The organism is Pseudomonas lalucatii (genome assembly GCF_018398425.1).
Lineage (GTDB): Bacteria > Pseudomonadota > Gammaproteobacteria > Pseudomonadales > Pseudomonadaceae > Aquipseudomonas > Aquipseudomonas lalucatii.
Genome location: NZ_JADPMV010000001.1, coordinates 300,992 through 326,068, shown reverse-complemented (window position 1 = coordinate 326,068; position 25,077 = coordinate 300,992). Strand labels below are relative to the sequence as shown.

General features: G+C 67.6%; 21 protein-coding genes and 1 pseudogene. 6 read left to right on the top strand and 16 right to left on the bottom strand.

Going from position 1 to position 25,077, the window contains the following annotated elements:
- Nucleotides 1–64: 64 nt before the first annotated feature.
- Nucleotides 65–706, bottom strand: a complete 642-nt coding sequence (locus tag I0D00_RS01480) for a GNAT family N-acetyltransferase (protein WP_213637993.1) — start codon at nucleotides 704–706, stop codon at nucleotides 65–67.
- A gap of 144 nt (nucleotides 707–850) precedes the next feature.
- Between I0D00_RS01480 and xthA the strand changes: the two genes are divergently transcribed.
- The 4 genes from xthA to I0D00_RS01460 all read left to right on the top strand — a co-directional run bounded on the left by xthA (nucleotide 851) and on the right by I0D00_RS01460 (nucleotide 4,516).
- Nucleotides 851–1,663, top strand: coding sequence for an exodeoxyribonuclease III (xthA, locus tag I0D00_RS01475; protein WP_213637992.1), 813 nt, complete (start codon nucleotides 851–853; stop codon nucleotides 1,661–1,663).
- A gap of 131 nt (nucleotides 1,664–1,794) precedes the next feature.
- Complete coding sequence (locus I0D00_RS01470; RefSeq protein WP_213637991.1) at nucleotides 1,795–3,177, top strand: substrate-binding domain-containing protein; 1,383 nt, start codon at nucleotides 1,795–1,797, stop codon at nucleotides 3,175–3,177.
- A 158-nt stretch (nucleotides 3,178–3,335) separates the two neighbouring features.
- Complete coding sequence (locus I0D00_RS01465; RefSeq protein WP_213637990.1) at nucleotides 3,336–4,331, top strand: TerC family protein; 996 nt, start codon at nucleotides 3,336–3,338, stop codon at nucleotides 4,329–4,331.
- Nucleotides 4,328–4,516 (top strand): hypothetical protein, encoded by a 189-nt coding sequence (locus I0D00_RS01460; protein ID WP_213640285.1) that lies wholly within the window; start codon nucleotides 4,328–4,330, stop codon nucleotides 4,514–4,516. Before I0D00_RS01465 ends, I0D00_RS01460 begins: the two co-directional genes overlap by 4 nt.
- 63 nt (nucleotides 4,517–4,579) lie before the next feature.
- Here the strand turns inward: I0D00_RS01460 and I0D00_RS01455 are convergent, their stop codons facing one another.
- The gene (locus I0D00_RS01455; protein WP_213637989.1) at nucleotides 4,580–5,809 is read right to left on the bottom strand and encodes an acyl-CoA dehydrogenase; all 1,230 of its coding nucleotides are present in this window, start codon (nucleotides 5,807–5,809) and stop codon (nucleotides 4,580–4,582) included.
- A gap of 157 nt (nucleotides 5,810–5,966) precedes the next feature.
- Here I0D00_RS01455 and I0D00_RS01450 point away from each other — a divergent pair, with 157 nt between their 5' ends.
- Nucleotides 5,967–6,899 carry a LysR family transcriptional regulator gene (locus I0D00_RS01450; protein ID WP_213637988.1) on the top strand — a complete coding sequence of 311 codons (933 nt, stop codon included), beginning with the start codon at nucleotides 5,967–5,969 and terminating at the stop codon, nucleotides 6,897–6,899.
- Between the two features lie 53 nt (nucleotides 6,900–6,952).
- On the opposite strand, the gene gntR is transcribed toward I0D00_RS01450, so the two are convergent.
- The 7 genes and pseudogenes from gntR to I0D00_RS01415 form a co-directional block, all read right to left on the bottom strand.
- The gene (gntR, locus tag I0D00_RS01445; protein ID WP_213637987.1) at nucleotides 6,953–7,972 is read right to left on the bottom strand and encodes an HTH-type transcriptional regulator GntR; all 1,020 of its coding nucleotides are present in this window, start codon (nucleotides 7,970–7,972) and stop codon (nucleotides 6,953–6,955) included.
- A gap of 118 nt (nucleotides 7,973–8,090) precedes the next feature.
- A complete protein-coding gene (locus tag I0D00_RS01440) occupies nucleotides 8,091–9,104 on the bottom strand; it encodes a TRAP transporter substrate-binding protein (protein WP_213637986.1) in 1,014 nt (337 codons plus the stop codon).
- A gap of 85 nt (nucleotides 9,105–9,189) precedes the next feature.
- Nucleotides 9,190–10,467, bottom strand: a complete 1,278-nt coding sequence (locus tag I0D00_RS01435) for a TRAP transporter large permease (protein WP_213637985.1) — start codon at nucleotides 10,465–10,467, stop codon at nucleotides 9,190–9,192.
- 63 nt (nucleotides 10,468–10,530) lie between these two features.
- Entirely contained in the window at nucleotides 10,531–11,664 is a 1,134-nt protein-coding gene (locus I0D00_RS01430; protein WP_213637984.1) for a gluconokinase, GntK/IdnK-type, read from the bottom strand.
- 216 nt (nucleotides 11,665–11,880) lie between these two features.
- Nucleotides 11,881–12,208: pseudogene (locus I0D00_RS01425) on the bottom strand (TetR/AcrR family transcriptional regulator); the annotation flags it as partial.
- Nucleotides 12,209–12,281: 73 nt separating this feature from the next.
- Complete coding sequence (locus I0D00_RS01420) at nucleotides 12,282–13,679, bottom strand: APC family permease (RefSeq protein ID WP_213637983.1); 1,398 nt, start codon at nucleotides 13,677–13,679, stop codon at nucleotides 12,282–12,284.
- 33 nt (nucleotides 13,680–13,712) lie between these two features.
- Nucleotides 13,713–15,104: an aminotransferase gene (locus I0D00_RS01415; RefSeq protein ID WP_213640194.1), complete on the bottom strand. Its 1,392-nt coding sequence runs from the start codon at nucleotides 15,102–15,104 to the stop codon at nucleotides 13,713–13,715.
- A gap of 156 nt (nucleotides 15,105–15,260) precedes the next feature.
- Between I0D00_RS01415 and I0D00_RS01410 the strand changes: the two genes are divergently transcribed.
- A complete protein-coding gene (locus I0D00_RS01410) occupies nucleotides 15,261–16,064 on the top strand; it encodes a helix-turn-helix transcriptional regulator (protein ID WP_213637982.1) in 804 nt (267 codons plus the stop codon).
- Between the two features lie 72 nt (nucleotides 16,065–16,136).
- On the opposite strand, the gene I0D00_RS01405 is transcribed toward I0D00_RS01410, so the two are convergent.
- From I0D00_RS01405 to I0D00_RS01375, 7 genes are all read right to left on the bottom strand, one after another.
- Nucleotides 16,137–17,264, bottom strand: coding sequence for an acyl-CoA dehydrogenase family protein (locus I0D00_RS01405; protein WP_213637981.1), 1,128 nt, complete (start codon nucleotides 17,262–17,264; stop codon nucleotides 16,137–16,139).
- A 14-nt stretch (nucleotides 17,265–17,278) separates the two neighbouring features.
- Nucleotides 17,279–18,466, bottom strand: coding sequence for an acetyl-CoA C-acyltransferase (locus I0D00_RS01400; protein ID WP_246533215.1), 1,188 nt, complete (start codon nucleotides 18,464–18,466; stop codon nucleotides 17,279–17,281).
- Nucleotides 18,467–18,543: 77 nt separating this feature from the next.
- Nucleotides 18,544–19,311, bottom strand: coding sequence for a 3-hydroxyacyl-CoA dehydrogenase (locus I0D00_RS01395; RefSeq protein ID WP_213637979.1), 768 nt, complete (start codon nucleotides 19,309–19,311; stop codon nucleotides 18,544–18,546).
- Nucleotides 19,312–19,328: 17 nt separating this feature from the next.
- Nucleotides 19,329–20,978: an acyl-CoA synthetase gene (locus I0D00_RS01390; RefSeq protein WP_213637978.1), complete on the bottom strand. Its 1,650-nt coding sequence runs from the start codon at nucleotides 20,976–20,978 to the stop codon at nucleotides 19,329–19,331.
- 74 nt (nucleotides 20,979–21,052) lie between these two features.
- Nucleotides 21,053–22,111 carry an AraC family transcriptional regulator gene (locus I0D00_RS01385; protein ID WP_213637977.1) on the bottom strand — a complete coding sequence of 353 codons (1,059 nt, stop codon included), beginning with the start codon at nucleotides 22,109–22,111 and terminating at the stop codon, nucleotides 21,053–21,055.
- 113 nt (nucleotides 22,112–22,224) lie between these two features.
- A complete protein-coding gene (locus tag I0D00_RS01380) occupies nucleotides 22,225–23,907 on the bottom strand; it encodes an AMP-binding protein (RefSeq protein ID WP_213637976.1) in 1,683 nt (560 codons plus the stop codon).
- A gap of 181 nt (nucleotides 23,908–24,088) precedes the next feature.
- The gene (locus I0D00_RS01375; protein ID WP_213637975.1) at nucleotides 24,089–25,039 is read right to left on the bottom strand and encodes a LysR family transcriptional regulator; all 951 of its coding nucleotides are present in this window, start codon (nucleotides 25,037–25,039) and stop codon (nucleotides 24,089–24,091) included.
- Nucleotides 25,040–25,077: the final 38 nt, after the last annotated feature.

The following is a 25,077-nucleotide window of genomic DNA, read 5'->3' as shown; positions in this document are numbered from 1 at the left end:
ATGCGCCGCCGCTCTAGCCAGGGCCTTCGCAGCAGTAGTCGCGGGAGGCGGACAAGGCTGCGTCTCAGGCGCTGGCCTTGACCGCGGGCTGCGGATTGGGGTGGAAGAACACGTGCTCGACGATGGGCCCGACCGCCACCTGACCGACCTCCTGGTAGCCCTGGCGCTTGTAGAACTCCAGATAGTGCTCGTCGCCGGTGTCCAGTACCACGCCGCGGGAGCTGCCGTCTTCGGCGCACCAGTTGTGCACGGCCTCGAGCAGCTGCTCGCCGAAGTGCCGGCCCTGGAACTCCGGATGGATGCCGAGCAGCGGCAGCAGGTGGTAGGTGCCCGGCGGCAGGCAGGCCAGCACCGCGGCGTGGTACTCCAGATAGCGCCGGGTGCAGCGGAAGCCGGTGGTCAGCAGCATGCGCATGCGCCAGCCCCAGCTCTCGGTGATGTCCATGCGGCGTTGCGGCGGCGCGATCAGCGCCATGCCGATCAGGCGGTCGTCGATCAGCAGGCCCAGGGCCGGCAGGTCCTCGCCGAAGTGCTGCTGCACCAGCTCGCGCACCGTGGCCCGCACCCGCTGGTCATAGCCCGTGCGCCCGGCCTCGAACAGGTAGGCGAAGGTAGGCTCGTGACGGTAGGCGTGATACAGCAGCGAGCGGGCCTCGCGGGCATAGCCGCCATCGAGCAGACGAATCTCGGCTGGACTGTTGGGCATGGCGCGACCTCTCTTCTTATTGGACTCTCTGGCCTTGGGCCACGTTAGCACCGCAGCCCCAAGCCCGCCAGGCGACTGGCCGCCTGCCCGGTGGATCGGCTAGCATCCCGGTTTTCCAGCCATCTGCCCCAGGACCTGCCGCCCATGAAGATCGTCTCCTTCAATATCAACGGCCTGCGTGCGCGCCCCCACCAGCTGGCGGCGTTGATCGACAAGCATCAGCCGGACGTGATCGGCCTGCAGGAGACCAAGGTCGCCGACGAGCAATTCCCCGAGGCGGAGATCCGCCAGCTCGGCTACCACGTGCACTACCACGGGCAGAAGGGCCATTACGGTGTCGCCCTGCTCTCGCGCCAGGCCCCGCTGGCCCTGCACAAGGGGTTTCCGGACGACCCCGAGGATGCCCAGCGGCGCTTCATCTACGGCACCTTCGCCGACGCCCAGGGCAATCCGGTGACCGTGATGAACGGCTACTTCCCCCAGGGCGAGAACCGCGACCACCCGCTCAAGTTTCCCGCCAAGCAGCGTTTCTACGCCGACCTGCAGCGGCTGCTGCGCAGCCAGTTCCAGCCGCAGCAGGCGCTGGTGGTGATGGGCGACATCAATATCTCGCCGGAGGACTGCGACATCGGCATCGGCGAGCCGAACCGCCTGCGCTGGCTGAAGACCGGCAAGTGCAGCTTCCTGCCGGAGGAGCGCGAGTGGCTGGCCGAGCTGAAGGGCTGGGGGCTGGTGGACAGCTTCCGTCGGCTCAATCCCGAGGTGAACGACCGCTTCAGCTGGTTCGACTACCGCAGCCGCGGCTTCGAGGACGAGCCCAAGCGCGGCCTGCGCATCGACGTGATCCTCGCCTCCCAGGCCCTGCAGGAACGCATCAAGGACGCCGGCATCGACTACGAGCTGCGCGGCATGGAGAAACCCTCGGATCACGCGCCGATCTGGCTGGAGCTGAGCTGAGTCCCGGCAGTCGACGAACCTGCCGGGGAACCTCGGCCTAGAGCATCCGCCCTACGCGACTGTCACATTACAGTCATCTTTCCGTCTTATCGTCGCGGCATCCTCATCCACCCACACAAGGTGTCTGCAGCATGCCGCGTGCCCTGCGAGCTCGTGATCGTCAACCCCGGAGCCTGACCGCAACCCTGCTGTTGCTCGGTCTTATCGGCTCGCTCCTGTCTGCGCCGGCCTCCGCCGCCCTGCCGCTTCCCGCCGACGGCAGCAGCGTGCTGCGCATCCAGGGCTCCAACACCATAGGCGCGAAGCTCGGCCCGGCACTGGCCAGGGGGCTGCTCGAGCAGCAGGGCGTCGCCGCCATCAGCGTGCGACCGGGCCAGGCGGAGAACGAGCAGCAGATAATCGGCACGACGGCACAGGGGCGCAGCGTGACCATCGAGGTGGCTGCCCATGGTTCCAGCACCGGCTTCGTCGCCCTGCACAACGGCAGCGCGGACCTGGCGGCCTCCTCGCGGCCGGTCAAGGCCAGCGAAGTGGCCACGCTGGCGGCGCTCGGCGACCTGAAGAGTCGCGATGCCGAACAGATCATCGCCATCGACGGCCTGGCCATCATTCTGCATCCGAGCAACCCCATCGACGCCCTGCGCACCGATCAGCTGGCCCAGGTCTTCGCCGGCGAGATCGGCGACTGGGCACAGCTCGGCGGCCGCCCGGGGCCGATCAACCTGTACGCCCGGGACGACAACTCCGGCACCTACGACACCTTCAAGGAACTGGTTCTGGTCGCCAATGGCAAGAGCCTGGCCGGAGGCGCCCGTCGCTTCGAGTCCAGCGAGCGCCTCTCCGACCTGGTCAGCCGGGACCCCCAGGGCATCGGCTTCATCGGCCTGCCCTATATCCGTCAGGCCAAGGCCCTGGCCATCGCCGCGGGGGACTCCCAGGCCATGCCGCCGAGCGAGACGCTGATCGCCACCGAGGACTATCCCCTGTCGCGGCGACTGTTCCTGTACAAGCAGCCGGAGGCTGCCAACCCCTGGGTCGACGCCCTGGTGCACTTTGCCCATAGCCCGCGGGGCCAGGCCATAGTGGCGCAGAGCGGTTTTATCGCCCAGACCGTCCAGGCGGTACGGGTGCAACCGAACCCGGCCATGCCGGCGGCCTACCGGACCCTGGCCCAGGATGCCCAGCGGCTGTCGGTGAACTTCCGCTTTCAGGAAGGCAGTGCCAGCCTGGACAACAAGACCCAGCATGACTTAGACCGGGTGCTGAGCTTTCTGAAGGACCAGGACAAGCTGCGCCACCAGGTGGTACTGGTCGGTTTCGGCGACCCCAAGTCCGACCCCGCTCGCGCCGAGCTGCTGTCCAAGCTGCGGGCCATGGCGGTGCGCCGCGAACTGGCCAAGCGCGGGGTGATCTTCCGCGACATCATCGGCCTGGGCGACGAGTTGCCGGTGGCCGTCAACGACACCGACGAAGGGCGGATCAAGAATCGCCGGGTCGAGGTCTGGGTCTACTGAACCCACCCCGGGCCGGACGGTGCCGGGGGATTTGCCCCGGACGCCATTCGGCTCTAGCCTTACTCCAGTGATACCGGGCCCCTCTGGCGGTGAATGCTCACCGTGATGTCGGCGTCACCAAGTTGATTCTCAACTTAGGCGGACATCAGGGAGGGCCTATGACCGCACCGGACAGCCTCTTCACCCTCTCCTTCCTCGGCACTCCCGGCTGGTTCTGGCTGGCCTTCGCCGCCATCGTCATCGCCCTGCTGGTCTTCGACCTGGGGGTGCTGCACCGCGAACAGCACGAAATCGAGATGCGCGAGAGCCTGCTGCTCTACAGCGGCTATGTCAGCGTCGGCATGGCGTTCGGCGCCTGGATCTGGTGGCAGCTGGGGGCAACCAAGGCCCTGGAGTTCTATACCGGCCTGCTGGTCGAGCAGTCCCTGTCGATGGACAACGTGTTCGTCATGGCGGTGATCCTGGGTTTCTTCGACATCCCCCGGCGTTACCAGCACCGCGTGCTGTTCTGGGGCATCCTCGGGGTGGTGCTGCTGCGGGCGCTGATGATCGGCCTGGGCACGGCGCTGGTGCAGCGCTTCGACTGGGTGCTCTACCTGTTCGGCGCATTCCTGCTGTTGACCGGGGTGAAGATGCTGTTCAGCCACGAGGAGCGCCGTCCCGACCTGTCGCGCAATCCACTGCTGAGGCTCTTGCGCCGGTACCTGCGGGTGACCGACGAACTGCATGACGGGCGTTTTCTGGTGCGCCTGCCGGAGCCCGGCGGCGGCAGGCTGCGGCTGCATGCCACACCGCTGCTGCTGGCCCTGGTGCTGATCGAGCTGGCCGACCTGATCTTCGCCGTGGACAGCGTGCCGGCGGTGTTCGCCATCAGCCAGGACCCGTTCATCGTCTACACCTCGAACATCTTCGCGATCCTCGGCCTGCGCGCGCTGTACTTCGCCCTGGCGGCGCTGATGCACCGCTTCATCTATCTGAAATACGCCCTGGCGCTGGTGCTGATCTTCATCGGCGGCAAGATCTTCCTGCACGACCTGGTCGGTCCTGTGCCGGCCCTGATGTCGCTTAGCGTGACCTTGACGCTGCTGATCGGTGGCGTACTGTTGTCGCTGTTCAAGACCCGCAAACACGCCAAGGACCGCCGCAGCCGTTGACCCTCCCCGAGATCAGTATCCACGCCGTCGTCCAGGGCCGGCGCCTGCTCTGGCAGGTACGCTGCGGCCGGCGCGCGCTGAACTTCCAGGAGGAACTGGCCGCCCGCGCCTTCGCCGCGCAACTGCACCTGCGTCTGCACTGGCTGCAGCGCGAGGCCGGCCAGGACGGCGAGCCGCGGCGCTGATCCCCCGAGCGACAGCTGCCCGCGCGAGGGCGGGCAGCTGGGTCGGCGCGACGGGCCGTGCCGTCAGCGGCTGGCTTTCATCGCCTCGCGGGACATGTACTTGCCGATCTCGAACTTGCCGACCGCGGCACGGTGCACCTCGTCCGGGCCATCGGCCAGGCGCAGGGTGCGCTGCATGGCGTACCAGTAGGCCAGCGGGAAGTCGTTGGAGACCCCGGCGCCGCCATGGATCTGAATGGCCCGGTCGATCACCCTGAGGGCCACGTTCGGCGCCACCACCTTGATCTGGGCGATCTCGCTGGCGGCGATCTTGTTGCCGACGGTGTCCATCATGTAGGCGGCATTGAGGGTCAGCAGGCGCGCCATGTTGATCTCCATGCGCGAGTCGGCGATGTGATCGATGTTGCCGCCCAGGCGCGCCAGGGGCTTGCCGAAGGCGCTGCGGCCGATGGCGCGCTCGCACATCAGTTTCAGCGCGCGCTCGGCCATGCCGATCGAACGCATGCAGTGGTGGATGCGCCCAGGGCCGAGGCGGCCCTGGGCGATCTCGAAGCCGCGGCCCTCGCCCAGCAGCACGTTCTCGTAGGGCACCCGCACGTTGTCGAACAGCACCTCGGCGTGGCCGTGGGGCGCGTCGTCGTAGCCGAATACCGGCAACGGCCGCAGCACCTTGACCCCTGGGGCATCCATCGGCACCAGGATCATCGAGTGCTGCTGGTGGCGCGGCGCGTCCGGGTCGGTCAGGCCCATGAAGATCATCACCTTGCAGCGCGGGTCGCAGGCCCCCGAAGTCCACCACTTGCGGCCGTTGATCAGCCACTCGTCGCCCTGACGTACCGCGCTGGCCTCCATGTTGGTGGCGTCCGAAGACGCCACGCCCGGTTCGGTCATGGCGAAGGCCGAGCGGATCTCGCCGCTGAGCAGGGGCACCAGCCACTGCTGCTTCTGCGCCTCGCTGCCGTAGCGCACCAGCACCTCCATGTTGCCGGTGTCCGGGGCGGCGCAGTTGAACGGCTCCGGGCCGATCAGCGAGCTGCCCATGATCTCGGCCAGGGGCGCGTACTCGGTGTTGCTCAGGCCGGCGCCGAGCTCGGACTCCGGCAGGAACAGGTTCCACAGACCCTCGGCCTTGGCCTTGGCCTTGAGCTCTTCCATGATCGCGGTCGGCTGCCAGCGGTCGCCCTCGGCCACCTGGCGTTCGAACACGGCCTCGGCCGGATAGACATGGGTCTCCATGAAGGCGGTGACGCGTTCACGCAGTTCCTGAACCTTGGGGGAGTAGGCGAAATCCATGGGAGCTACCTTCTGAGGAATTTTGAGTGGGGTCTTGGCGACATGGGGAGGATGCTAGAACAGGGGTGTGGATTTATCTAAGCTATTTTCGTCGTGTATAAACATTCATCACCGATATATGATCCGGCCATCGGACAATCCGCGGAGCCTGCTCGAAATGAATCTGAACAAGGTCGACCTCAACCTCTTCGTCGTCTTCGATGCCATCTACACCGAGGCCAATCTGACCCGTGCCGGGCAGATCGTCGGCATCACCCAGCCCGCCGTGTCCAACGCCCTCGCCCGCCTGCGCGAGACCTTCAACGACCCGCTGTTCGTGCGCACCGCCCAGGGCATGGTGCCCACGCCCATGGCGCAGAACATCATCGGCCCGGTGCGCAGCGCCCTGCAGCAGCTGCGCATCTCGGTGCAGGAAAGCCGCACCTTCAACCCGGCCCAGGCGGGCAAGACCTATCGCATCAGCATGACCGACCTCACCGAGGCGGTCATCCTGCCGCCGCTGTTCCAGCGCCTGCGCCGTCTGGCGCCGCAGCTGGTGATCGAGAGCATGCTGGCCAAGCGTCGCGAGACGACCAAGGAGCTGGCCGCCGGTCGCCTGGACTTCGCCGTCGATGCGCCGCTCAACACCGACCCCCAGGTGCGCCACGTCAAATTGATGGAGGACCGCTACGTCTGCGCCCTGCGCCCCGGGCATCCGCTGGCCAAGGACAAGCTCAGCCTGGACGAGTACCTGTCGCTGACCCATATCCACATTTCCAGTCGCCGCAGCGGCCTGGGCTATATCGACCTGGCCCTGGGCAAGATGGGCATCCAGCGCAAGATCGCCCTGCGCTCGCAGCACTACCTGATGGCCAGCACCGTGATGCAGCAGACCGACATGGCCATGACCGTGCCGGAGCGCTTCGCCCGGCGCAACGCCCTGCACCACGTGGAGCTGCCGGTGAACGACGTGCCGACCCTGGAGACCCACCTGTACTGGCACGAAAGCACCGACCAGGACCCGGCCAACCGCTGGATGCGCGAGCAGATCATCGAGATCTGCCAGCAGGTCACCGCCCAGGAGAAGAAGCTCGAGCAAGCCACTGCCTGAGCCCCCATAGAAAAAAGCCCCGCAGTGCGGGGCCTGGACACTCTGGGCGCCGCTCAGGCGCTCTCGCGCACCACCACCTCGAAGCCGACGTCGATGCACCGATGCTGCGGCTGCTCGCCGCGCATCAGGCTCATCAGCATCTGCGCCGCCAGTTCGCCGACCCTGCCGCGGGTGGTGCGTACCGTGGTCAGCGTCGGGTGCACCCAGGCAGCGGCCGGCAGGTCGTTGAAGCCGGCGATGGCCAGGCGCTCCGGCACCGCCAGGCCCAGCTGACGGGCGCGGAACAGCGCGCCCAACGCCAGGTCGTCGTTGTTGAAGAACACCGCGTCGATCTGCGGCTGCTGCGCCAGCAGGCGGTCGAGCAGGTCGGCGCCCAGGCCGATGGACGACAGTTGCGGGGTGAGCAATTCCAGGGCCGGGTCGTGGCACCCGGCCGCGCGCATCGCCCGGCGATAGCCTTCGGCGCGCTGCAGGGTACGCGGATCGAGCTGGGCGGCGGCGAAGGCGATCTGCCGGTAGCCGCGCTCGATCAGCGTCCGGGTCATGGCCGCGCCCGCCTCCTGCTGGGAGAAGCCGACGCAGTAGTCGTCCGCCGCGTCGCTCAGCTCCATCATGCTGACGATCGGCCCGCGGTAGCCGCCGAGGATTTCCCGCGCCGCGTCGCTGCGCTCGAACCCGGTGAGCAGCAGGCCGGCCGGCTGGTGCGCCAGGTAGGCGCGCAGCAGGCGCTCGTCCTCCTCGGGCCGGTAATGGCTGACGCCGAGCATCATCTCGAAGCCGGCCGGCATCAGCACCCGCTGGATCGCCTCGGCGGTGTCGACGAACACCGAGTTGGACAGCGACGGGATGATCACCGCGACCAGGTTCGAACGCGAACTGGCCAGCGCCCGGGCCGCCGAATGGGGCACATAACCGAGCTCCTTGACCGCCCGCATCACCTGCTCGCGCAGGGCATCGGAGACCATATCCGGCTGCGACAGCGCCCTTGAGGCGGACATCAGCGAGCAGCCGGCGGCCTTGGCCACATCGGACAGGGTGACGCGATCGGCGGTGCGACGTCGGCGCTGGCTCATGGCAGTTCCCGGAACAAGAAGCCGGCGATTCTACCAGCTGGTAAAAAGCGCGGGATACGCCGCCCTGGGCCGGCGCCATGCAGCCACCGGCATTTCTGGCGTACCCCGCGAAACCTCATCAGTGGGCGGCCTTGGCCGCCGCGGCCTGGACCTGGTCGAACAGCTCCTGGCCCACCGTCTCGACCACCTGCCGGATCGCCGGCTGGGCGATCTCGCGCATCTGCTGGACCTGCTCGGCACTGATCTCGTTGACCTGCATGCCGTTGGCCTTGAGCTGGGCCAGGGCCTTGGCGGCCTCGGCGCGGGTGTCCTGGCGCTCGAAGTCGCGGGCCTTGATCGCCGCCTGCAGGATGATCGCCTGCTCGGCCTGCGACAGGCCGTCCCACCAGCGCTTGGAGGCGGTGACGATCCACGGGCTGTACACATGGTTGGTCACGGTCAGGTACTTCTGCACCTCGTAGAACTTCGACGAGAGGATGGTGTTGAAGGGGTTCTCCTGGCCATCCACCGCCTTGGTCTCCAGCGCGGTGAACAGCTCGGAGAACGGCAGCGGCACGGCGTTGGCGCCCATCAGCTTGAAGGTCTCCAGGTACACCGGGTTGGGCATCACGCGCAGCTTGATGCCGGCGAAGTCCTCGACCTTGGCGATCGGCCGCACGTTGTTGGTCATGTTGCGGAAACCGTTCTCCCAGTACACCAGGCCGACCAGGCCCTTCTCTTCCAGCTTGTCCATCACCTGCCGGCCGAGCGGGCCGTCGAGCACGGCGTCGGCCTGCTGCTCGCTGCTGAACAGGAACGGCGTATCCCACACGGCCATCTCCTTGCTGATGCCGACCAGGGTGGCGGTGGAGCCGACCATCATCTCCTGGGCGCCGCCGATCAGCGCGTTCTGCATCTGGTTGTCGGCCCCCAGGCTGGCGGAGCCGAAGGTGCGGATCTTCAGCTTGCCGTCGGAGGCCTTGGCCACTTCCTCGGCCAGCAGCTTGGCGGCGCGGCCCTGGTTGCTGTCCTCGTTGAGGCCGTAGCCGAAGCGGATCAGCCGCGAGCGGATTTCGTCGGCCTGGACGCTGAGGGTGGCCAGCGGGCTGAGCAGGGTGGCGGCGGCGAGGCCGGCGAGCAGGAAACGTTTCATGGGGCTAGTACCTTTGTTGTTGTAGGAGAGTACGGGGTGACGCTTGCCCGGGCCACCGCGGCTCCGGGCTTGTTGGGTCTTTCCGTCAACGCAGCCATGCCAGCGGCACGGTGACGATTTGCGGAACGGCGATCAGCAAGATGACGATGGCCAGGTAGATCAGGAAGAACGGCATCACGCCGCGCACCAGCACGTCCATGCGCAGCCGACCGATGCCGCCGACCACGTTGAGCACGGTGCCCACCGGCGGGGTGATCAGGCCGATGGAGCCGATCAGCACGAACATCACGCCGAAGTACACCGGGTCGACGCCGGCCTTGACCGCGATCGGCGCCAGCACCGGCGCCAGGATGAGGATGGTCGGCGTCAGGTCGAGGACCATGCCCACCGCGATCATCAGCAGCATGATCGCCGCCACCAGCAGCTGCGGGTGGTCGGCCAGCGGGCCGAGCATGGCGCCGATCTCGTCCGGCAGTTGCGCCAGGGTGACCATGTAGGCCGACACCGTGGCCGCCGCGCAGAGGAACATCACCGAGGCGGTGGTGCGGCTGGCGCGGGTCATCGCCTCGACCAGGGCGCTCCAGTTGAGCTCGCGGTACAGCAGGGTCGACACGCCCAGGGCGTAGACCGCCGCCACCACCGCCGCCTCGGTGGGGGTGAAGATGCCGAAGCGCAGGCCGCCGACGATGATCACCGGCAGCATCAGCGCCGAGGCCCCGTCGACCAGCGCCGCGCGGCGCTCGGCCTCGCTGGCCCTGGGCGGGGTCGGTTCGGTGAAGCCGCGGGCGATCAGGCTCCAGGCCAGGATCAGCCCGCCACCCATGATCAGCCCCGGCACCAGGCCGGCCATGAACAGCTGGCTGATCGAGGTATTGGTGACCACGCCATAGATGACGAAGGGCATGGACGGCGGAATGATCGGCGCGATGATGCCGCCGGCCGCCACCAGCCCCGCCGAGGCGTGCAGCGGGTAGCCGCGCTGGCGCATCATCGGCAACAACAGGGTGGCCAGCGCCGCGGTGTCGGCCAGGGCCGAGCCGGACATGCTGGCCAGCAGCACCGCCGCGGCGATGGCGACGAACCCCAGGCCGCCGCGCTTGTGGCCGACGAAGGCCTGGGCCATGGCGATGATGCGCTTGGAGATGCCCCCGGCGTTCATCAGCTCGCCGGCGAGGATGAAGAAGGGCACGGCCAGCAGCGGGAAGCTGTCGGCGCCGGCCAGCAGGTTCTGCGCCAGCAGCTGCACGTCCCAGAACTCCAGGTACCACATCAGCACGGCGCCGGTGAGGATCAGGGCGAAGGCGATCGGCATGCCGAAGGCCATGAAGCCCAGCAGGGATGAAAGGAAAACCGCGACGGTCATCGGTGGGTCCTCGGTGGGCGGTGCCCGGTCTTGTTATGGGATAAGTCGTGCAAGGCGGACGCTTCAGTCGACCGTGACATTGGCCAGGGCGCCGGGCAGCCGGCCGGGCCGGCGCCAGACATTGACCAGCTGCACCAGGGCCAGCAGCACCAGCACCGTCATGCACGCCAGCACCGGCAGCATCGCCAGGGCCAGAGGGTAGCCGACCACCGGGCTGGCGATGCCCCAGCCGAACTGCAGCTGCTGCCACGCGCCCCAGCTCGCCAGGCCGCTGGCAATCGCCACCAGCAGCCAGCTGAGCGAGTCGATCAGCAGCCGCGCGGCTTTAGGGAAACGGTCGCGCATCAGCGAGAAGCTCATCAGCTCGCCGCGGCGCATGCTCGAGGCCACGCCGACGAACACCAGCCAGACGAAGGCCAGGCGCGACAGTTCCTCGGCGCCGGCAAGGCCGGAGTCGAAGGCGTAGCGCAGCACCACGTTGCCGAACACCAGCAGGACCATGAAGCCCATCAGCACGGCCATCAGGCCGTCGGTCAGGCGGTCGAACAGACGCGCCAGACCGCCGCTGTAGATGGGTTCGCCGGTGAGGTGCGCGCCCTCCCCCTTGGTAGCGCTATCAAATTCCGCCGCGGAAAGCCCCACGAGCTCGGCCATCCCCACCGCCGTGGCGCTTGGGCGCACCCAGGCACAGACCTGCTCGACCAGTTCGCTGCGGCTCTGGCTGCCATCCAGGCACAGCACCCCGGGCTCGCCGTCCGGCGCTTCGAGGGTGGCGAACTGGCTGTCGACCAGGGACGTCGGCATGAAGTGGCCGGGCCGCGCGCCGACGCGTTGCAGGGCGGTGGCGTGGTCGATATGCAGGTGGGCGAAGCGCAGCCCCGGCACGGCGGCGCGCAGGCGCTCGCGATAGCTGAGCTTGAGCGCCGAACAGGCCAGCACGAAGCCCTCGCCGGCGGCCTGGGCGGCCTGCATCTGCTGGATCAGGGCATCCAGCCAGTGCACCCGGTCGGTGTCGCTCAGGGGGATGCCGGCGCGCATGCGTTCGACGTTCTCCTGGGGATGGAACTGGTCGGCCTCGATATGCCGCCAGCCGAGCGTAGTGGCTACGGCCTGGCTGATATCGCTCTTGCCCGAACCGCTGACGCCCATGACCACCAATGTGGTGCGGGTAGGCAGTGCGAAAGGCTGTTGCTGCATGGGAACTCCAGGGCGCCATCAAGGGGGTGCCGCTAATTGTTTGAGCCAGATGTTAGCGCTACCACAATCGTTCGACAACCCTATATCGGCAATATTTCGTAGAGCATTTCTGCACCAGGTGGCGCATACGCTCTAGCGGTAAAGGCACAGATAGGCGTCTGGCGATTCAGTCCTGGTGCATCGGCGCGAATCCGCCGGCACAACTCGACCGCGCTGCAGCAGCTGCGGGTCGAGCAGCTCGCTGCAGAACGAAGCTGGAAGAAAGCCGACACCGCCCCCGCGGAGTCGGCTCGGCCTGGTCCACGGCCTCCTGCAGCAGGCCCATGACCCGCCCGGTGACGGTCAGGCAGGCCTCGGCCACCAGTTCGTCCTTGCCGCCGTGATGATGGTTGATCAGACCCACCGAGACCCCAGCCTCGGCGAAGATCTTGCTGATGGAGGCGCCCTGGAAGCCGTGCTGCTCGAGGTACTTGGGGGTGGCCTCGAGCAGATGCGCCTTGCGCAGCTCCGGCTCAAGACGGGCGAAACGGGTGTGTTGGGTCATGCTCGATCCTTATCCAGTCACAGCGCGTCCGACAGGACGCGCTGAACGACTGTACAGGGTGCGCCGGGCCGCGTTAGCGCCCCTGCAACGCCAGGTCCTGCTGGGCCTGCTGCCCGGCCTTGGCGCGGATCAGCCACTCGCCGATGGCCAGGGCCAGGCCGACCCCGAGCAGGATCTTGCCGGCGTTGTTCCAGTCGACCGGCTCGCCCGGGGTGACCAGGAACAGCAGGATGCCGGCCAGCACATGCAGCCCCACCAGCGCTGCCCACAGGCAGGCGCCGAAGTTGCCCAAGGGCAGGCGGAACGGCCGCGGCCGCGGGTCACCCAGGCGCAACTTGATAAAGGCCAGGCTCATCAGCACATAGGGCAGCATAAAGATCATCGCGAAGATCGACAGCAGGGTCCAAAACAGCTCCTCGGCGCTGCTCGCCACCAGGCCGTAGACCAGCATCACCACGATACTCACCGTCGAGGCCAGCAGCGCCGGGCCCACCGGGGTGTGGTAACGCGGATGGGCCACACCGAACAGCGCCGGCAGCTCGCCGGCCTTGGCCGCCGCCACCGCCGCGCGGTTGGTGCCCATGCTCCAGGTCACCATATTGGTGAACAGGGTGAACAGCACGAAGCAGGCGATCAGGCTGGCGAAGGCGCCGCCCAGGCCGTCGTGGCCGTACATCTGGTACAGCGACTCGGCGAAGATCTTGGTCACGTCGGTCTGGTCGCTGGGCACCGCGGCCAGCACGCCGAGGGTGCCGAACACGTTGAAGGCGGCGATCAGCAGGCCCGCGGCAAGAATCGCCCGAGGGATATCACGCAGCGGGTTGCGCATCTCCGGCGCACTGCAGCAGGCCAGTTCGGTGCCCATGATGCCGTACACCATGATGCCCAGGGCGGCTATCTCCAGCCCCGACGACGGGATCAGGTTGTCCAGGCTCAGGGGGTTGGCGAAGCCGTGCTGCAGGCCGTAGCGGATGCCGCCGATACCCAGGGCCAGCACCGCCACCAGCTTCATCAGCGCGCCCAGGTTGGGCAGCCACTTGCCGATGCCCAGCTTCACCGCATTGAACAGCGCGGTCAGCAGGGCCAGGGCTATGCCGATGGCGATCTGCGTCCACAGGCTCAGATCCGGCAGGAAGAACTCGCTGAGCATGGCGGCGAAGAGGATATACACCGAGGGCATCCACAACGCGTTGTTGACCCAATACATCCACGACAGGCGCGCGCCCCAGCGGGCGCCGAAGGCCAGCCGCACCCAGTGGTAGACCCCGCCACTGCCGGGGTAGGTGGTGCCCAGCTCGGCGGTCATCAGCGCCATGGGCACGAACAGCAGCACCAGCACATAGGCCCACCAGAACAGGCTGGTGGCACCGAGGGACGCGGCCAGGGCGATCTGATCCATGAACAGCATGGCCGAGACGGTGTAGAGGGTGACGTCACGAAAGCGCAGGACCTTGTTCTTGTTGTCGTCCATTTGGAGCCTTCCTTCTGTGAATGAAATGGGGCGCTAGTAGTGGCCGGCTTGTTTGAGATCTTCCAGGGTCTCGAGGATGCTTTCGCGCAACACCCGGACGATAAAGTCCACCTGCTCGCGGGTCAGGATCAACGGCGGCGACATCACGTTCAGGTGCACCATGGGGCGCACCAGCAGGCCACGCTTCTGCGCCCTCAGATGCACCCATTCGCCGATGTTCAGCGCCTCGGGGAACAGCGCCTTGCTCGCCTTGTCGGCGACGAACTCGACGCAGGCCATAAAGCGCAGGCCACGCACGTCGCCGACGATGGGCAGGTCGAGCAGGGTCTTGAGCTGCTCCTCGAAGTAGCGACCGACCTCCTCGACGTGCTGCAGGATGCCCTCGCGCTGGATGATCTCGATGCTCTTCAGCGCCGCGGCGCAGGCCACCGGATGCCCGGAATAGGTGAAACCGTGGGTGAAACAGCGGCCCTGATCCGGCTCGGCGATCACCTGCCAGATGCGCTCGGAGAACAGGCAGGCGCCCAGGGGCTGGTAGCCGCTGGTCAGGCCCTTGGCGGTGGTGATGATGTCCGGCTGCACGCCGAACACCGACTCGCTGGCGAAGAAGTGCCCCAGGCGGCCGAAGGAGGTAACCACCTCGTCGGCGATAAAGAGGATGTCGTAGCGCTGGCACAGTTCCCAGATGCGCCGGTGATAGCCGGCCGGCGGCACCATCACCCCGCCGGAGCCGAACACCGGCTCGCCGATAAAGGCCGCCACGTTTTCCGCCCCCAGTTGCAGCACCTTGGCCTCGAACTCGGCCACCAGGCTGTCCAGGTACTCGGCCTCGCTCAGGCCGGCGGGGGCGCGATAGGGATAGGGGCCACTGAGGTGGTGGATGCCGTCCTGGATAAAGTCGAAGTGGCCCTCGCGGTCCACCTGCTTGCCGCCCAGGGACATGCCCAGGTAGGTGGAGCCATGGTAGGCGTGGCGGCGACTGAGAATCTGCTTCTTGTGCGGCAGGCCGCGGCAGTTCTGGTAGTAATGCACCAGGCGGATGGCGGTATCCACCGCGGTGGAGCCACCGGTGGTGAGGAACACGTGGTCGATATCGCCCGGGGCCAGCTCGGCCAGCTTGGCGCACAGCTCCACCGCCCTCGGGTTGGCCATGTCGCAGAAGGGGTTGGCGTAGGCCAGCTGGCGGGTCTGCTCGGCGATGGCCTCGACCATCTCCTCGCGGCCCAGACCGATATTGGTGCACCACATGCCGCCCACCGCATCCAGGTAGCGGTTGCCGGCCAGGTCCTGGATATAGGCGCCGTCGCCAGCGCCGATCTGCAGCGCGTCCTGCTGGCGGTGCTCGTCGAACAGGTGATAGCCGTGCATGTAATGGGCGCGATCGAGGGCAGCCAGACTGGCCTGGTCGCTTACGGCGGCGGGCATAGGGGTGACGATGGACATGGGCTGACTCCTGCTGGACTGTGTTGCCTGCAGGCTAAGAAGCCGCGACACAGGCGGCCATACCTCATTTGAGGGTATGCCGGCCCGGGTCGGATACGCTGGGGTATGCTGAGCGCCCCTGCAATGAGGAGTTGCCCCATGCTCGCCCCGGACAGCCTGCAGCGCTGGCATCAGGCCCTGGCCCGGGCCATGGCCGCCTGCCATGGTCCGCACTTCGCCGAGGCCCTGGTCGACGCCCTGGCCAGCCTGGTGCCCGTCGAGTCGGTGATGATCAATCTGGAGCGCATCGGCGGCGCCCCCAGCCTGCTCTACGAACGCGGCATCCCGGCCGAGAACCGCGAACTGCTGTTGCAGCGCTACTTCTCCCGCGGCTACCTGCTCGACCCTTTCTGCCTGGCGGTGGCTCAAGGCCTGCCCGAGGGGTTCTACAGCCTGGGCGAGATCGCCCCCGACGACTTCTTCAGCAGCCAGTACTACAAGACCTACTACCTGGGCGCCGGCTCAGTGGAAGACTGCTATTTCATGCTCAGACTGAACCAGCAGGAGCGTGTTTCGCTCAGCCTGTACAACGGTCTCAGCGCCACGCCATTCGCACCGGGGCAATTGGACCTGCTGCGCAACACCGCCCCGCTGGTGCTGGAACTGGGTCGCCAGCACTGGCACAACGCCGGTGCTGGTGTACAACAGCAAACCCCCGACTTCGAACAACAGCTACGCGAAGCCTTCATGAGCTTCGGCGAGGGCAAACTGACTGCCCGCGAGCTCGAGGTGTGCCACCTGTTGCTGCGCGGCCACTCGGCCAAGTCCAGTGCGCGCTGCCTGGGCATCGCCGCGGAAACCGTGCGCATGCACCGCAAGAACCTCTACACCAAGCTGCAGATCGGCTCCCAGGCCGAGCTGTTCTCGCTGTTCATCGAATGGCTGAGCAAAGGCGCGAGCTGAGCACAGGTGCCCCCGCTCCGCATCGCCCTGCAACCAGGGGACGATTACCACTGCTGCTGACGGCGCCGCAGCTCACAGGCTGCGCGCGATCACCAGGCGCTGCACGTCGCTGGTGCCCTCGTAGATCTGGCACACGCGCACGTCGCGGTAGATGCGCTCGACCGGGAAGTCCTGCAGGTAGCCGTAGCCGCCGAGGGTCTGGATGGCCGCGGAACAGACCCGCTCGGCCATCTCCGAGGCGAACAGCTTGGCCATCGAGGCCTCGGTCAGGCAGGCCAGGCCGGCCTCGCGCAGGCTGGCGGCGTGATGCACCATCTGCCGCGCCACGGCGATCTGGGTGGCCATGTCGGCCAGGCGGAAGGCCACCGCCTGGTGCTCGATGATCGGCTTGCCGAAGGTCTGCCGCTCATGGGCGTAGTCGCGGGCCGCCTCGAAGGCGGCGCGGGCCATGCCCACGGCCTGGGCGGCGATGCCGATGCGCCCGCCTTCCAGGTTGGCCAGGGCGATGCGGTAGCCCTCGCCCTCCTCGCCCAGGCGCAGCTCGGCCGGGATGCGCAGCTCGTCGAACTGGATCTGGCAGGTGTCCGAGGCATGCTGGCCGAGCTTGTCCTCGATGCGGACCACCGAATAGCCGGGGCTGTCGGTGGGCACGATAAAGGCGCTGATGCCCTTCTTGCCGGCCGCGGGATCGGTCACGGCGAAGACGATCACCAGCCCGGCGTGGCGGCCGGAAGTGATGAACTGCTTGCTGCCATTGAGCACGTAGTGGTCGCCGTCGCGCCGGGCGCGGGTGCGCAGGTCGCTGGCGTCCGAGCCGGCCTGGGGCTCGGTCAGGGCGAAGGCGCCGAGCTGCTTGCCCTCGGCCAGGGGCTGGAGGAAGCGCCGCTTCTGCTCCTCGCTGCCGTATTTCAAGATCGGCATGCAGCCCACCGAGTTGTGCACGCTCATGATGGTCGAGCAGGCACCGTCGCCGGCGGCGATCTCCTCCAGGGCCATGGCGTAGGCCAGGTGGCCGGTCTCGGCGCCGCCCCACTGCTCCGGCACCAGCATGCCCATGAAACCCAGCTCGCCCATCTCGGCGATGGCCTCGGCGGGGAAGCGATGCTCGCGGTCCCATTCGGCGGCGAACGGCCTGAGCCGCTCCTGGGCGAACTGGCGGGCCATGTCGCGGATCTGCAGGTCTTGTTCGGATGGAATCATGGGGTTCTCCCGGTTCAATTCAGCAGTTCGATGGCCATGGCCGTGGCCTCGCCGCCGCCGATGCACAGCGAGGCAACGCCGCGCTTGAGGTCGTGCTGGCGCAGGGCGTTGAGCAGGGTCACCAGCACCCGCGCGCCCGAGGCGCCGATCGGGTGGCCGAGGGCACAGGCGCCGCCGTGCACGTTGAGCCGGTCGTGGGCGATATCGAGGTCGCGCATGGCGGCCATCGGCACCACGGCGAAGGCCTCGTTGATCTCGAACAGGTCGACCTGGTTCAGTTCCCAGCCGGTGCGGACCATCAGGCGCTGCAGGGCGCCGACCGGCGCGGTGGCGAACAGCTTCGGCGCGTGGGCGAAGCTGGCATGGCCGCGGATCGCCGCCAAGGGCGTCAAGCCGCGCTTCTCCGCCGCGGACAGGCGCATCAGCAACAGCGCGGCGGCGCCGTCGGAGATCGAGCTGGCGTTGGCCGCGGTCACCGTGCCGCCTTCGCGGAACGCCGGCTTGAGGCTGGGGATCTTGTCCAGGCGCGCCTTCGGCGGCTGCTCGTCGCTGTCGATCAGGCGCATTTCGCGTCCTACCCTGGCCTCGACCGCGACTATCTCGGCGGCGAAGCGCCCTTCGTTCATGGCGTTCTGCGCGCGGGTCAGGGAGGCGATGGCGAAGGCGTCCTGCTGCTCGCGGGTGAAGCCATAGGCCTCGGCGCAGTCCTCGGCGAAGGTGCCCATCAGCCGACCCTTGTCGTAGGCATCCTCCAGGCCGTCGAGGAACATGTGGTCGAGCACCTTGCCGTGGCCCATGCGGTAGCCGCTGCGCGCCCGCTCCAGCAGGTAGGGCGCACCCGACATGCTCTCCATGCCGCCGGCGACCACCACCTCGGCGCTGCCGGCGAGCAGCAGGTCGTGGCCCAGCATCGCCGCCTTCATGCCCGAGCCGCACATCTTGTTGACCGTCGAGCAGGGCGTGCCCTGGCTCAGGCCGGCGCCGAGGGCCGCCTGGCGCGCCGGGGCCTGGCCCTGTCCGGCCTGCAGCACGCAGCCCATCAGCACCTCCTCTACCGCGTCGCTGGCCAGGCCGGCGCGCGCGAGGGTGGCGCGAATGGCCGCGGCGCCGAGCTGGGCCGCGCTGACCTCCTTGAAGTCGCCGAGAAAACCGCCCATGGGCGTGCGGGTGGCGCTGACGATTACCACCGGATCGGAATGCATGTTCATGTCGCTGTCCCTCTATGAGCCTGTGCCGGGCAACCTCGGTGCGATCCGAGCCGCCCAGTCTTTTGACAAGATTATTTCGCCGCCATGCGCAGGGCGCCATCCAGGCGGATGACCTCGCCGTTGAGCATGGAGTTCTCGATGATGTGGCGCACCAGCGCGGCGTATTCGTCCGGGCGGCCCAGGCGCGGCGGGAACGGCACGTTGGCCGCCAGGGAGTCGCGCACTTCCTGGGGCATGCCGGCCATCATCGGCGTCTCGAAGATGCCGGGGGCGATGCACATCACGCGGATCCCCGAGCGCGCCAGGTCGCGCGCCGCCGGCAGGGTCATGGCGGCCACCCCGCCCTTGGAGGCGGCGTAGGCGGCCTGGCCCATCTGCCCATCGTAGGCGGCGACCGAGGCGGTGTTGATGATCACCCCGCGCTCGCCCTCCGCGTTCGCCTCGCCCCGGGCCATGGCCTCGGCGGCCAGGCGCAGCATGTTGAAGCTGCCGACCAGGTTGACCTGGATCACCCGGTTGAAGCTGTCCAGGCCATGCACGCCGCCCCGCCCGAGGACCTTCTCCGCCGGGGCGATCCCGGCGCAGTTGACCAGCCCGTGCAGGCCACCGAAGGTCTCCATGGCCGCGGCCACCGCGCGACGGCCGTCCTCTTCGCGGGTGATGTCGGTCGGCACGAAACGCGCCTGGGCGCCCAGCTCTTCGGCCCGCGCGGCGCCGGCCTCGGCGTCGATGTCGGCCAGCAGCACCCGGCCGCCCTGTTCAAGCAAGGCGCGGGCCGTGGCCAGCCCCAGGCCGGAGCTGGCGCCAGTGACGAGAAAAACCCGGTCTTCGATACGCATGATTTCGTTTCCTTAATTCAGTGGGTGGCCGCCTGGGCCTTGGCGATCTCCTGGTTGCGCAGGAGAAAGCGCTGGATCTTGCCGCTGGGGGTCTTCGGCAGCTCAATGACGAACTCGACCTCGCGCGGGTAGGCATGCGCCGACAGGCGCTTGCGCACATGCTGCTTGAGCTCCTCGGCCAGCTCGGCCTCGCCGCGGAACTGCGGCTGCAGGACCACGAAGGCCTTGACCAGCTCGGTGCGCTCCGGGTCCGGCTTGCCGATCACCGCCGCCTCGATCACCGCCGGGTGTTCGATCAGCGCGCTCTCCACGTCGAACGGGCCGACCCGGTAGCCGGAGGTGGTGATCACGTCGTCGCTGCGGCCGACGAAACTGATGCTGCCGTCCTCGTTCAGCTCGACGGTGTCGCCGCTGAGGTAATAGTCGCCGACGAAGGCCTTGGTCGGCATGTTCTGGTAGCCGGGGAACCAGAACAGCGGCGAACGCGGCCGGTCCAGCGCGAGGATGCCCGGCTGGCCGGGCGGCAGCTCGCGGTTTTGCTCGTCCAGCACCACCACGCGATGGCCGGGAACGGCAAAACCGGCGGCGCCCAGGCGCACCGGATGGGCCAGCGCATGGTGGTTGCACAGCACCATGCCCAGTTCGGTCTGTCCGTAGTGGTCGTGGATGCAGGTGTCCAGGCCATCGGCGAACCAGCGGATCACCTCCGGGGTCAGCGGCTCGCCGGCGCTGCTGACCGCCCGCAGGCGCCCGCGCAGCAGCGGCTCGACCTGCTCCCGGGCGGCCAGCAGCAGGCGGTAGGCGGTGGGCGAGCCGGCCAGGTTGCTGATGCCGTACTGGCGGATGATCCGGCAGGTGCTCTCCACACTGAACGGCCCTTCGTAGAAGGTGGTCGGGTGGCCCATGGCCAACGGGCCGGTCACCGCATAGTAGAGACCGTAGGCCCAGCCGGGATCGGCCAGGTTCCAGAAGGCGTCCTCGGGACGCAGGTCCACCGCATCGCGCAGGTAGCCGACGAAGGCCAGGATCGCCTTGAGCGGCACCGCCAGCGGCTTGGCCAGCCCGGTAGTGCCGGAGGTGAACATCATCAGGAAGGGATCCTCGGCCGAGCGCAGCACCGGCTCGAACGCCGCCGAGTGACGTTGCAGTTCGGCCCAGAAGCTGCAATCGCCGCGCTGGATGCCCTGGCCCTTGGCGCCCGCGACCGTGACCAGCAGCGGCGCGCCCTCGACCTCATCGAGTTTGCCGCGATTAGCCGCATCGGTCACCACCACCTTGGCGCCGGAACCCTGCAGCCGGTGCTCGATGGCCTTGGGGCCGAACGCGGTGAACAGCGGCTGGTAGACCGCGCCCAGGCGCCAGGTGCCGAGGATGCAGATCAGCAGCTCGACGTTGCGCGGCAGCATGCCCGCCACGCAGTCGCCGGGGCGCACGCCCTGGGCCTGGAGGAAGTTGGCGAAACGCGCCGCCTGCTCCTGCAGCTCGCAGAAGGTGTAGCTGGCGCTGCTGCCGTCGCGGCCTTCCCAGAACAACGCGATACGCCCCGGCAAGGCATGCCGGTCGCAGCATTCGACACAGGCGTTGAGGGCGTCGAGGGAACCGGCCAGGGTGGCGGCGGCGGTGCTGGGCAGATCGAAGTCGCGGGCAGCGCTCAGGTAATCCTGCATCTCGGTGACTCTCGGTGTGTTGTTGTCCCGAAATAGTCGCGGCGGCGGCGTGCGGCGACAATGTCGACAGGCGTCTATCGGCCTGAGCGATTTGGACAACCGGAGTCAGGCTGCTCGGGATGCATCAGCGCGCGGTACTGCCCCGGGGTGGTACCGGTCCACTTCTTGAACGCCTTGTAGAAGGCGCTGCTGTCGGCGAAGCCCAGCTCGAAGGCCAGTTCGGAGAAGTTGCCCTCGCCGCTGTCCAGCCGGGCGATGGCCTGGTCGCGCCGCACCTGGTCCTTCAGGCCCTGGTAGGACTGGCCTTCCAGGGCCAGCTTGCGCCGCAGGGTCGAGGGCGCCATGTAGAAGTGTCCGGACAGGTTCTCGAAGTCCGGCCAGCGCTCGGGCTTGAGGTTGCGCAGGTAGACCTTGATCCGCGCCCCGAGGCTCCGCGGGTCGCGGTAACGCACCAGGATATTGCCCGGCGCGCCGGCGAGAAAGCGCTTGAGCTCAGGCTCGCTGCGCCGCACCGGCAGCGCCAGGCAATCGGCGTTGAACAACAGGCGGCTCTGCGGCCGGGCAAAGCGCAGGTTGTCGCTGAACATCACCCGATAGTCGGCCAGGTAGTCCGGCGCGGCGCAGCGCAGCTCCACACCGAGAATGGGGATGCGCCTTCCCGCCAACCAGCAAACCAGGCCGTGCAGCATCATCCACAGGGTGAAATAGGCGAAGGCCCGACTCGGCGGCGCGCCCTCCTCGTCGAGGACGATATGGGCCAGGCTGCCCTGACGCTCCAGGCGCGGCTGCAGCCCGTCGAAGACCAACCCGGCAAAGCGCAGCATGCTCTGCAATGCGGCGCCAATGTCCGGCTCACGTAACGCGGCATGCGCCATGAAGGCGAAGCTGCCGGACTTCATACGCCTGGGGTTCATACCGAAGAACTCGTCGTCCGAGGCCGCGGCAATCGCGCGCCACAGGCGCCCATAGGCCTGCGCCGAAACCCGTGCATAGGGCCGCTGCAGCAGCGCCGGGGCAATCCCGGCGCGCTCTAGCAGGGGCACGTCATCGAGGCCCTGTTGGCGCAGTTCCAGCAAGGCCTCGTTGACCAGGCGTACGGAGATGGTGCCCTTTTCGGCAGAAGTGCCCGTCATGTTTTCCCTGTGCCAGGCCAGTTGCGGGTCGAGGCATCACTGTCGCAGGGACGCGACACCCAGGCAATCGCCGCCGCGAAGCGCGGCGCACCCGGGCGCTGCGACCGGCGCGCTCAGACGGACTCGGCCAACGCCAGCTCCTCGATGCTGATCTCGCGCATGCGGAACTTCTGGATCTTGCCGGTCACGGTCATGGGGAAGGCATCGACGAAGCGGAAGTGGCGCGGCACCTTGAAATGGGCGATGCGGCGCTTCGCCCACTCGCGCAGTTCGCCTTCGCTGGCGCTGTGGCCGGGGTGGAATTTGATCCAGGCGACGATCTCCTCGCCGTACTTGTCGTCGGGAATGCCCACCACCTGCACGTCGGCCACCGCCGGATGGGTGAAGAAGAACTCCTCCAGCTCGCGCGGATACACGTTCTCGCCGCCGCGGATGATCATGTCCTTGCTGCGTCCGACGATGCACACGTAGCCCTGCTCATCCATCGAGGCCAGATCGCCGCTGTGCATCCAGCGCGCCGCGTCTATCGCCTCGGCCGTGGCCTCTGGGTTGTTCCAGTAACCGAGCATCACGCTGTAACCGCGGGTGCACAGCTCGCCGATCTGGCCGCGCGGCACCAGCCGCCCCTGCTCGTCGACTATCTTGGTCTCCAGCTGCGGCTGGCTGCGCCCGACCGTGGTCACGCGCAGCTCCAGCGCGTCGTCCGGGCCGGTCTGCAGGGACACCGGGCTGGTCTCGGTCATGCCGTAGGCGATCTGTACCTCGGCCATGTGCATCTCGCCAATGACCCGTTTCATCACCTCGATCGGGCAGGTGGCGCCGGCCATGATCCCGGTGCGCAGGCTGGACAGGTCGAACTCGCCGCGCCGGGGATGATCCAGCTCGGCGATAAACATGGTCGGCACCCCGTACAGCGCCGTGGCCCGCTCCTCGGCTACCGCCTGCAAGGTGGCCAGCGCATCGAAGGCGTCGCCCGGGTAGATCATGGTGCTGCCGTGGGTCAGGCAGCCGAGGTTGCCCATGACCATGCCGAAGCAGTGGTACAGCGGCACCGGAATCACCAGGCGGTCGTGCTCGCTCAGGCCCAGGCTCTCGCCGACCATATAGCCGTTGTTGAGGATGTTGTAGTGGCTCAGGGTGGCGCCCTTGGGGAAGCCGGTGGTGCCCGAGGTGTACTGGATATTGATGGGGTCGTCGAACTGCAGCCCGGCCTGGCGCTCCAGCAGGGTTTCGCGGTCCACCGCGGCGGCCTTGGCCAGGAACTGCGCCCAACTGAGCAGGCCGGCCGGTGGCGCCTCGGCCAGGCTGATCACTCCGCGCAGCTGCTCCAGCCTGGCACTGGCCAACTGGCCAGGGGTACTGCCGGCCAGCTCCGGCACCAACTCCAGGAGCATGGCGTGGTAGTCACTGGTCTTGAAGGCGTCGGCGCAGATCACCCAGCTGCAGGCGGACTGCTTGAGCGCATAGTCCAGCTCGCTCAAGCGGTAGGCCGGGTTGATATTGACCAGGATGGCGCCGACCTTGGCGCTGGCGAACTGGGCGATGCACCACTGGGCGCAGTTCGGCGCCCAGATTCCCAAGCGATCGCCGGCCTGCACGCCCAGCGCCAACAGCGCGCGGGCGGCGCACTCCACCTGATCGGCCAGCTGCGCCCAGCTGTAGCGTATCCCCTGGTGGCGCACCACCAGCGCTTCGCGCTCGGCATAGCGCGCCACGCTGGCATCGAAGGCCTCGCCAATGGTCATGGCCAACAATGCTTGGTCCTGCGGGCCGCGGGTGTAACTGAGTCGGTTCATCGAACAATCCCCTAGTTGTGCTTGTAATGGGATGCTTTCCAGAGTGTGAAGGCCCGGCGACAACCACCCTTGCCTTTACGTTAACGGCAAGCTAGCGCAAGACTTCGCCGACTGTCCAGTCAGTCATTGGTCGTATGCCTGGGCATTCAACCAACACCGGCCAGAACCGGTGCCCGCCCGTTCACCCCATGTCCAGGTAGTGCATCTCGGTCGATTCCCCCATCAACAGCGGGCGATTGAGCTCGGCGCAGGCGCGCAGGTACTCGGCGGCCAGGGTGACGCGCTTGAGCTTGCGCAGGTCCTCGCTGTAGGACAGCCAGAACTGGCGGATGACGTCGACCTGATCGGGCAACACCTCGCACAGGCGCGGGTCCGGCCCGGCCAGGAAGCTCGGCAGGATGGCCATGGCCCGCCCCTGCAACACCGCATGGTACTGGGCGATCACGCTGGTGCTGCGCAGGTGGCTGGTGGCGCCGGGCACCATATCGTTGAGGTAGAACAGCTTGGCGCTGAAGGCCAGGTCGTCGACGTAGGTGACGAAGGGATGGCCGATCAGGTCCTCGCGCTCACGGATCGGTGCATGGCTGGCCAGGTACTGCGGCGTGGCGTACAGGCGCAGGCGGTAGTCGCACAGCTTGGAACAGACATAGGGGCCGCGCTCCGGGCGCTCCAGGGTGATGGCGATGTCCGCCTCGCGGCGCGACAGGCTGACGAAGTGCGGCACCGGCAGGATATCCAGGGAGATATGCGGGTAACGCTCGAGAAAGCCGCTCATCTGCGCACTGACGAAGCAGCAACCGAAGGCTTCGGTGCTGGCGATGCGCAGGTGGCCGGAAAGCCCGAGACTGGTGCCGGACACCTGTTCGCAGGCGGCCTGCAGGGTGCTCTCCAGGGTTTCCGCATGGCCCAGCAGGCGCTGGCCCTCCACCGTCAGGACGAAGCCGGCCGAGCGCGACTTCTCGAACAGCAGGGCTCCCAGGCTCTGCTCCAGGGCGCGGATGCGCCGCGATACCGTGGTGTAGTCCACCCCCAGGCGCCGCGCCGCCGCGCTCGCGGTGCGGGTACGTGCCACTTCGAGAAAGAACCGCAGGTCGTCCCAGTTGAGCTTGTCGCCAGCCGTGTTTTTTTGCATAGGCGCTCGTCTTTCTTAGGGGTACAGGCGATAGGTGC

What these genes read in the sequence shown, in the direction of transcription:
- I0D00_RS01480 (WP_213637993.1), bottom strand. Translation starts at nt 706, where the DNA reads ATGCCCAACAGTCCAGCCGAGATTCGTCTGCTCGATGGCGGCTATGCC.
- xthA (WP_213637992.1), top strand. Translation starts at nt 851, where the DNA reads ATGAAGATCGTCTCCTTCAATATCAACGGCCTGCGTGCGCGCCCCCAC.
- I0D00_RS01470 (WP_213637991.1), top strand. Translation starts at nt 1,795, where the DNA reads ATGCCGCGTGCCCTGCGAGCTCGTGATCGTCAACCCCGGAGCCTGACC.
- I0D00_RS01465 (WP_213637990.1), top strand. Translation starts at nt 3,336, where the DNA reads ATGACCGCACCGGACAGCCTCTTCACCCTCTCCTTCCTCGGCACTCCC.
- I0D00_RS01455 (WP_213637989.1), bottom strand. Translation starts at nt 5,809, where the DNA reads ATGGATTTCGCCTACTCCCCCAAGGTTCAGGAACTGCGTGAACGCGTC.
- I0D00_RS01450 (WP_213637988.1), top strand. Translation starts at nt 5,967, where the DNA reads ATGAATCTGAACAAGGTCGACCTCAACCTCTTCGTCGTCTTCGATGCC.
- gntR (WP_213637987.1), bottom strand. Translation starts at nt 7,972, where the DNA reads ATGAGCCAGCGCCGACGTCGCACCGCCGATCGCGTCACCCTGTCCGAT.
- I0D00_RS01440 (WP_213637986.1), bottom strand. Translation starts at nt 9,104, where the DNA reads ATGAAACGTTTCCTGCTCGCCGGCCTCGCCGCCGCCACCCTGCTCAGC.
- I0D00_RS01435 (WP_213637985.1), bottom strand. Translation starts at nt 10,467, where the DNA reads ATGACCGTCGCGGTTTTCCTTTCATCCCTGCTGGGCTTCATGGCCTTC.
- I0D00_RS01430 (WP_213637984.1), bottom strand. Translation starts at nt 11,664, where the DNA reads ATGCAGCAACAGCCTTTCGCACTGCCTACCCGCACCACATTGGTGGTC.
- I0D00_RS01420 (WP_213637983.1), bottom strand. Translation starts at nt 13,679, where the DNA reads ATGGACGACAACAAGAACAAGGTCCTGCGCTTTCGTGACGTCACCCTC.
- I0D00_RS01415 (WP_213640194.1), bottom strand. Translation starts at nt 15,104, where the DNA reads ATGCCCGCCGCCGTAAGCGACCAGGCCAGTCTGGCTGCCCTCGATCGC.
- I0D00_RS01410 (WP_213637982.1), top strand. Translation starts at nt 15,261, where the DNA reads ATGCTCGCCCCGGACAGCCTGCAGCGCTGGCATCAGGCCCTGGCCCGG.
- I0D00_RS01405 (WP_213637981.1), bottom strand. Translation starts at nt 17,264, where the DNA reads ATGATTCCATCCGAACAAGACCTGCAGATCCGCGACATGGCCCGCCAG.
- I0D00_RS01400 (WP_246533215.1), bottom strand. Translation starts at nt 18,466, where the DNA reads ATGCATTCCGATCCGGTGGTAATCGTCAGCGCCACCCGCACGCCCATG.
- I0D00_RS01395 (WP_213637979.1), bottom strand. Translation starts at nt 19,311, where the DNA reads ATGCGTATCGAAGACCGGGTTTTTCTCGTCACTGGCGCCAGCTCCGGC.
- I0D00_RS01390 (WP_213637978.1), bottom strand. Translation starts at nt 20,978, where the DNA reads ATGCAGGATTACCTGAGCGCTGCCCGCGACTTCGATCTGCCCAGCACC.
- I0D00_RS01385 (WP_213637977.1), bottom strand. Translation starts at nt 22,111, where the DNA reads ATGACGGGCACTTCTGCCGAAAAGGGCACCATCTCCGTACGCCTGGTC.
- I0D00_RS01380 (WP_213637976.1), bottom strand. Translation starts at nt 23,907, where the DNA reads ATGAACCGACTCAGTTACACCCGCGGCCCGCAGGACCAAGCATTGTTG.
- I0D00_RS01375 (WP_213637975.1), bottom strand. Translation starts at nt 25,039, where the DNA reads ATGCAAAAAAACACGGCTGGCGACAAGCTCAACTGGGACGACCTGCGG.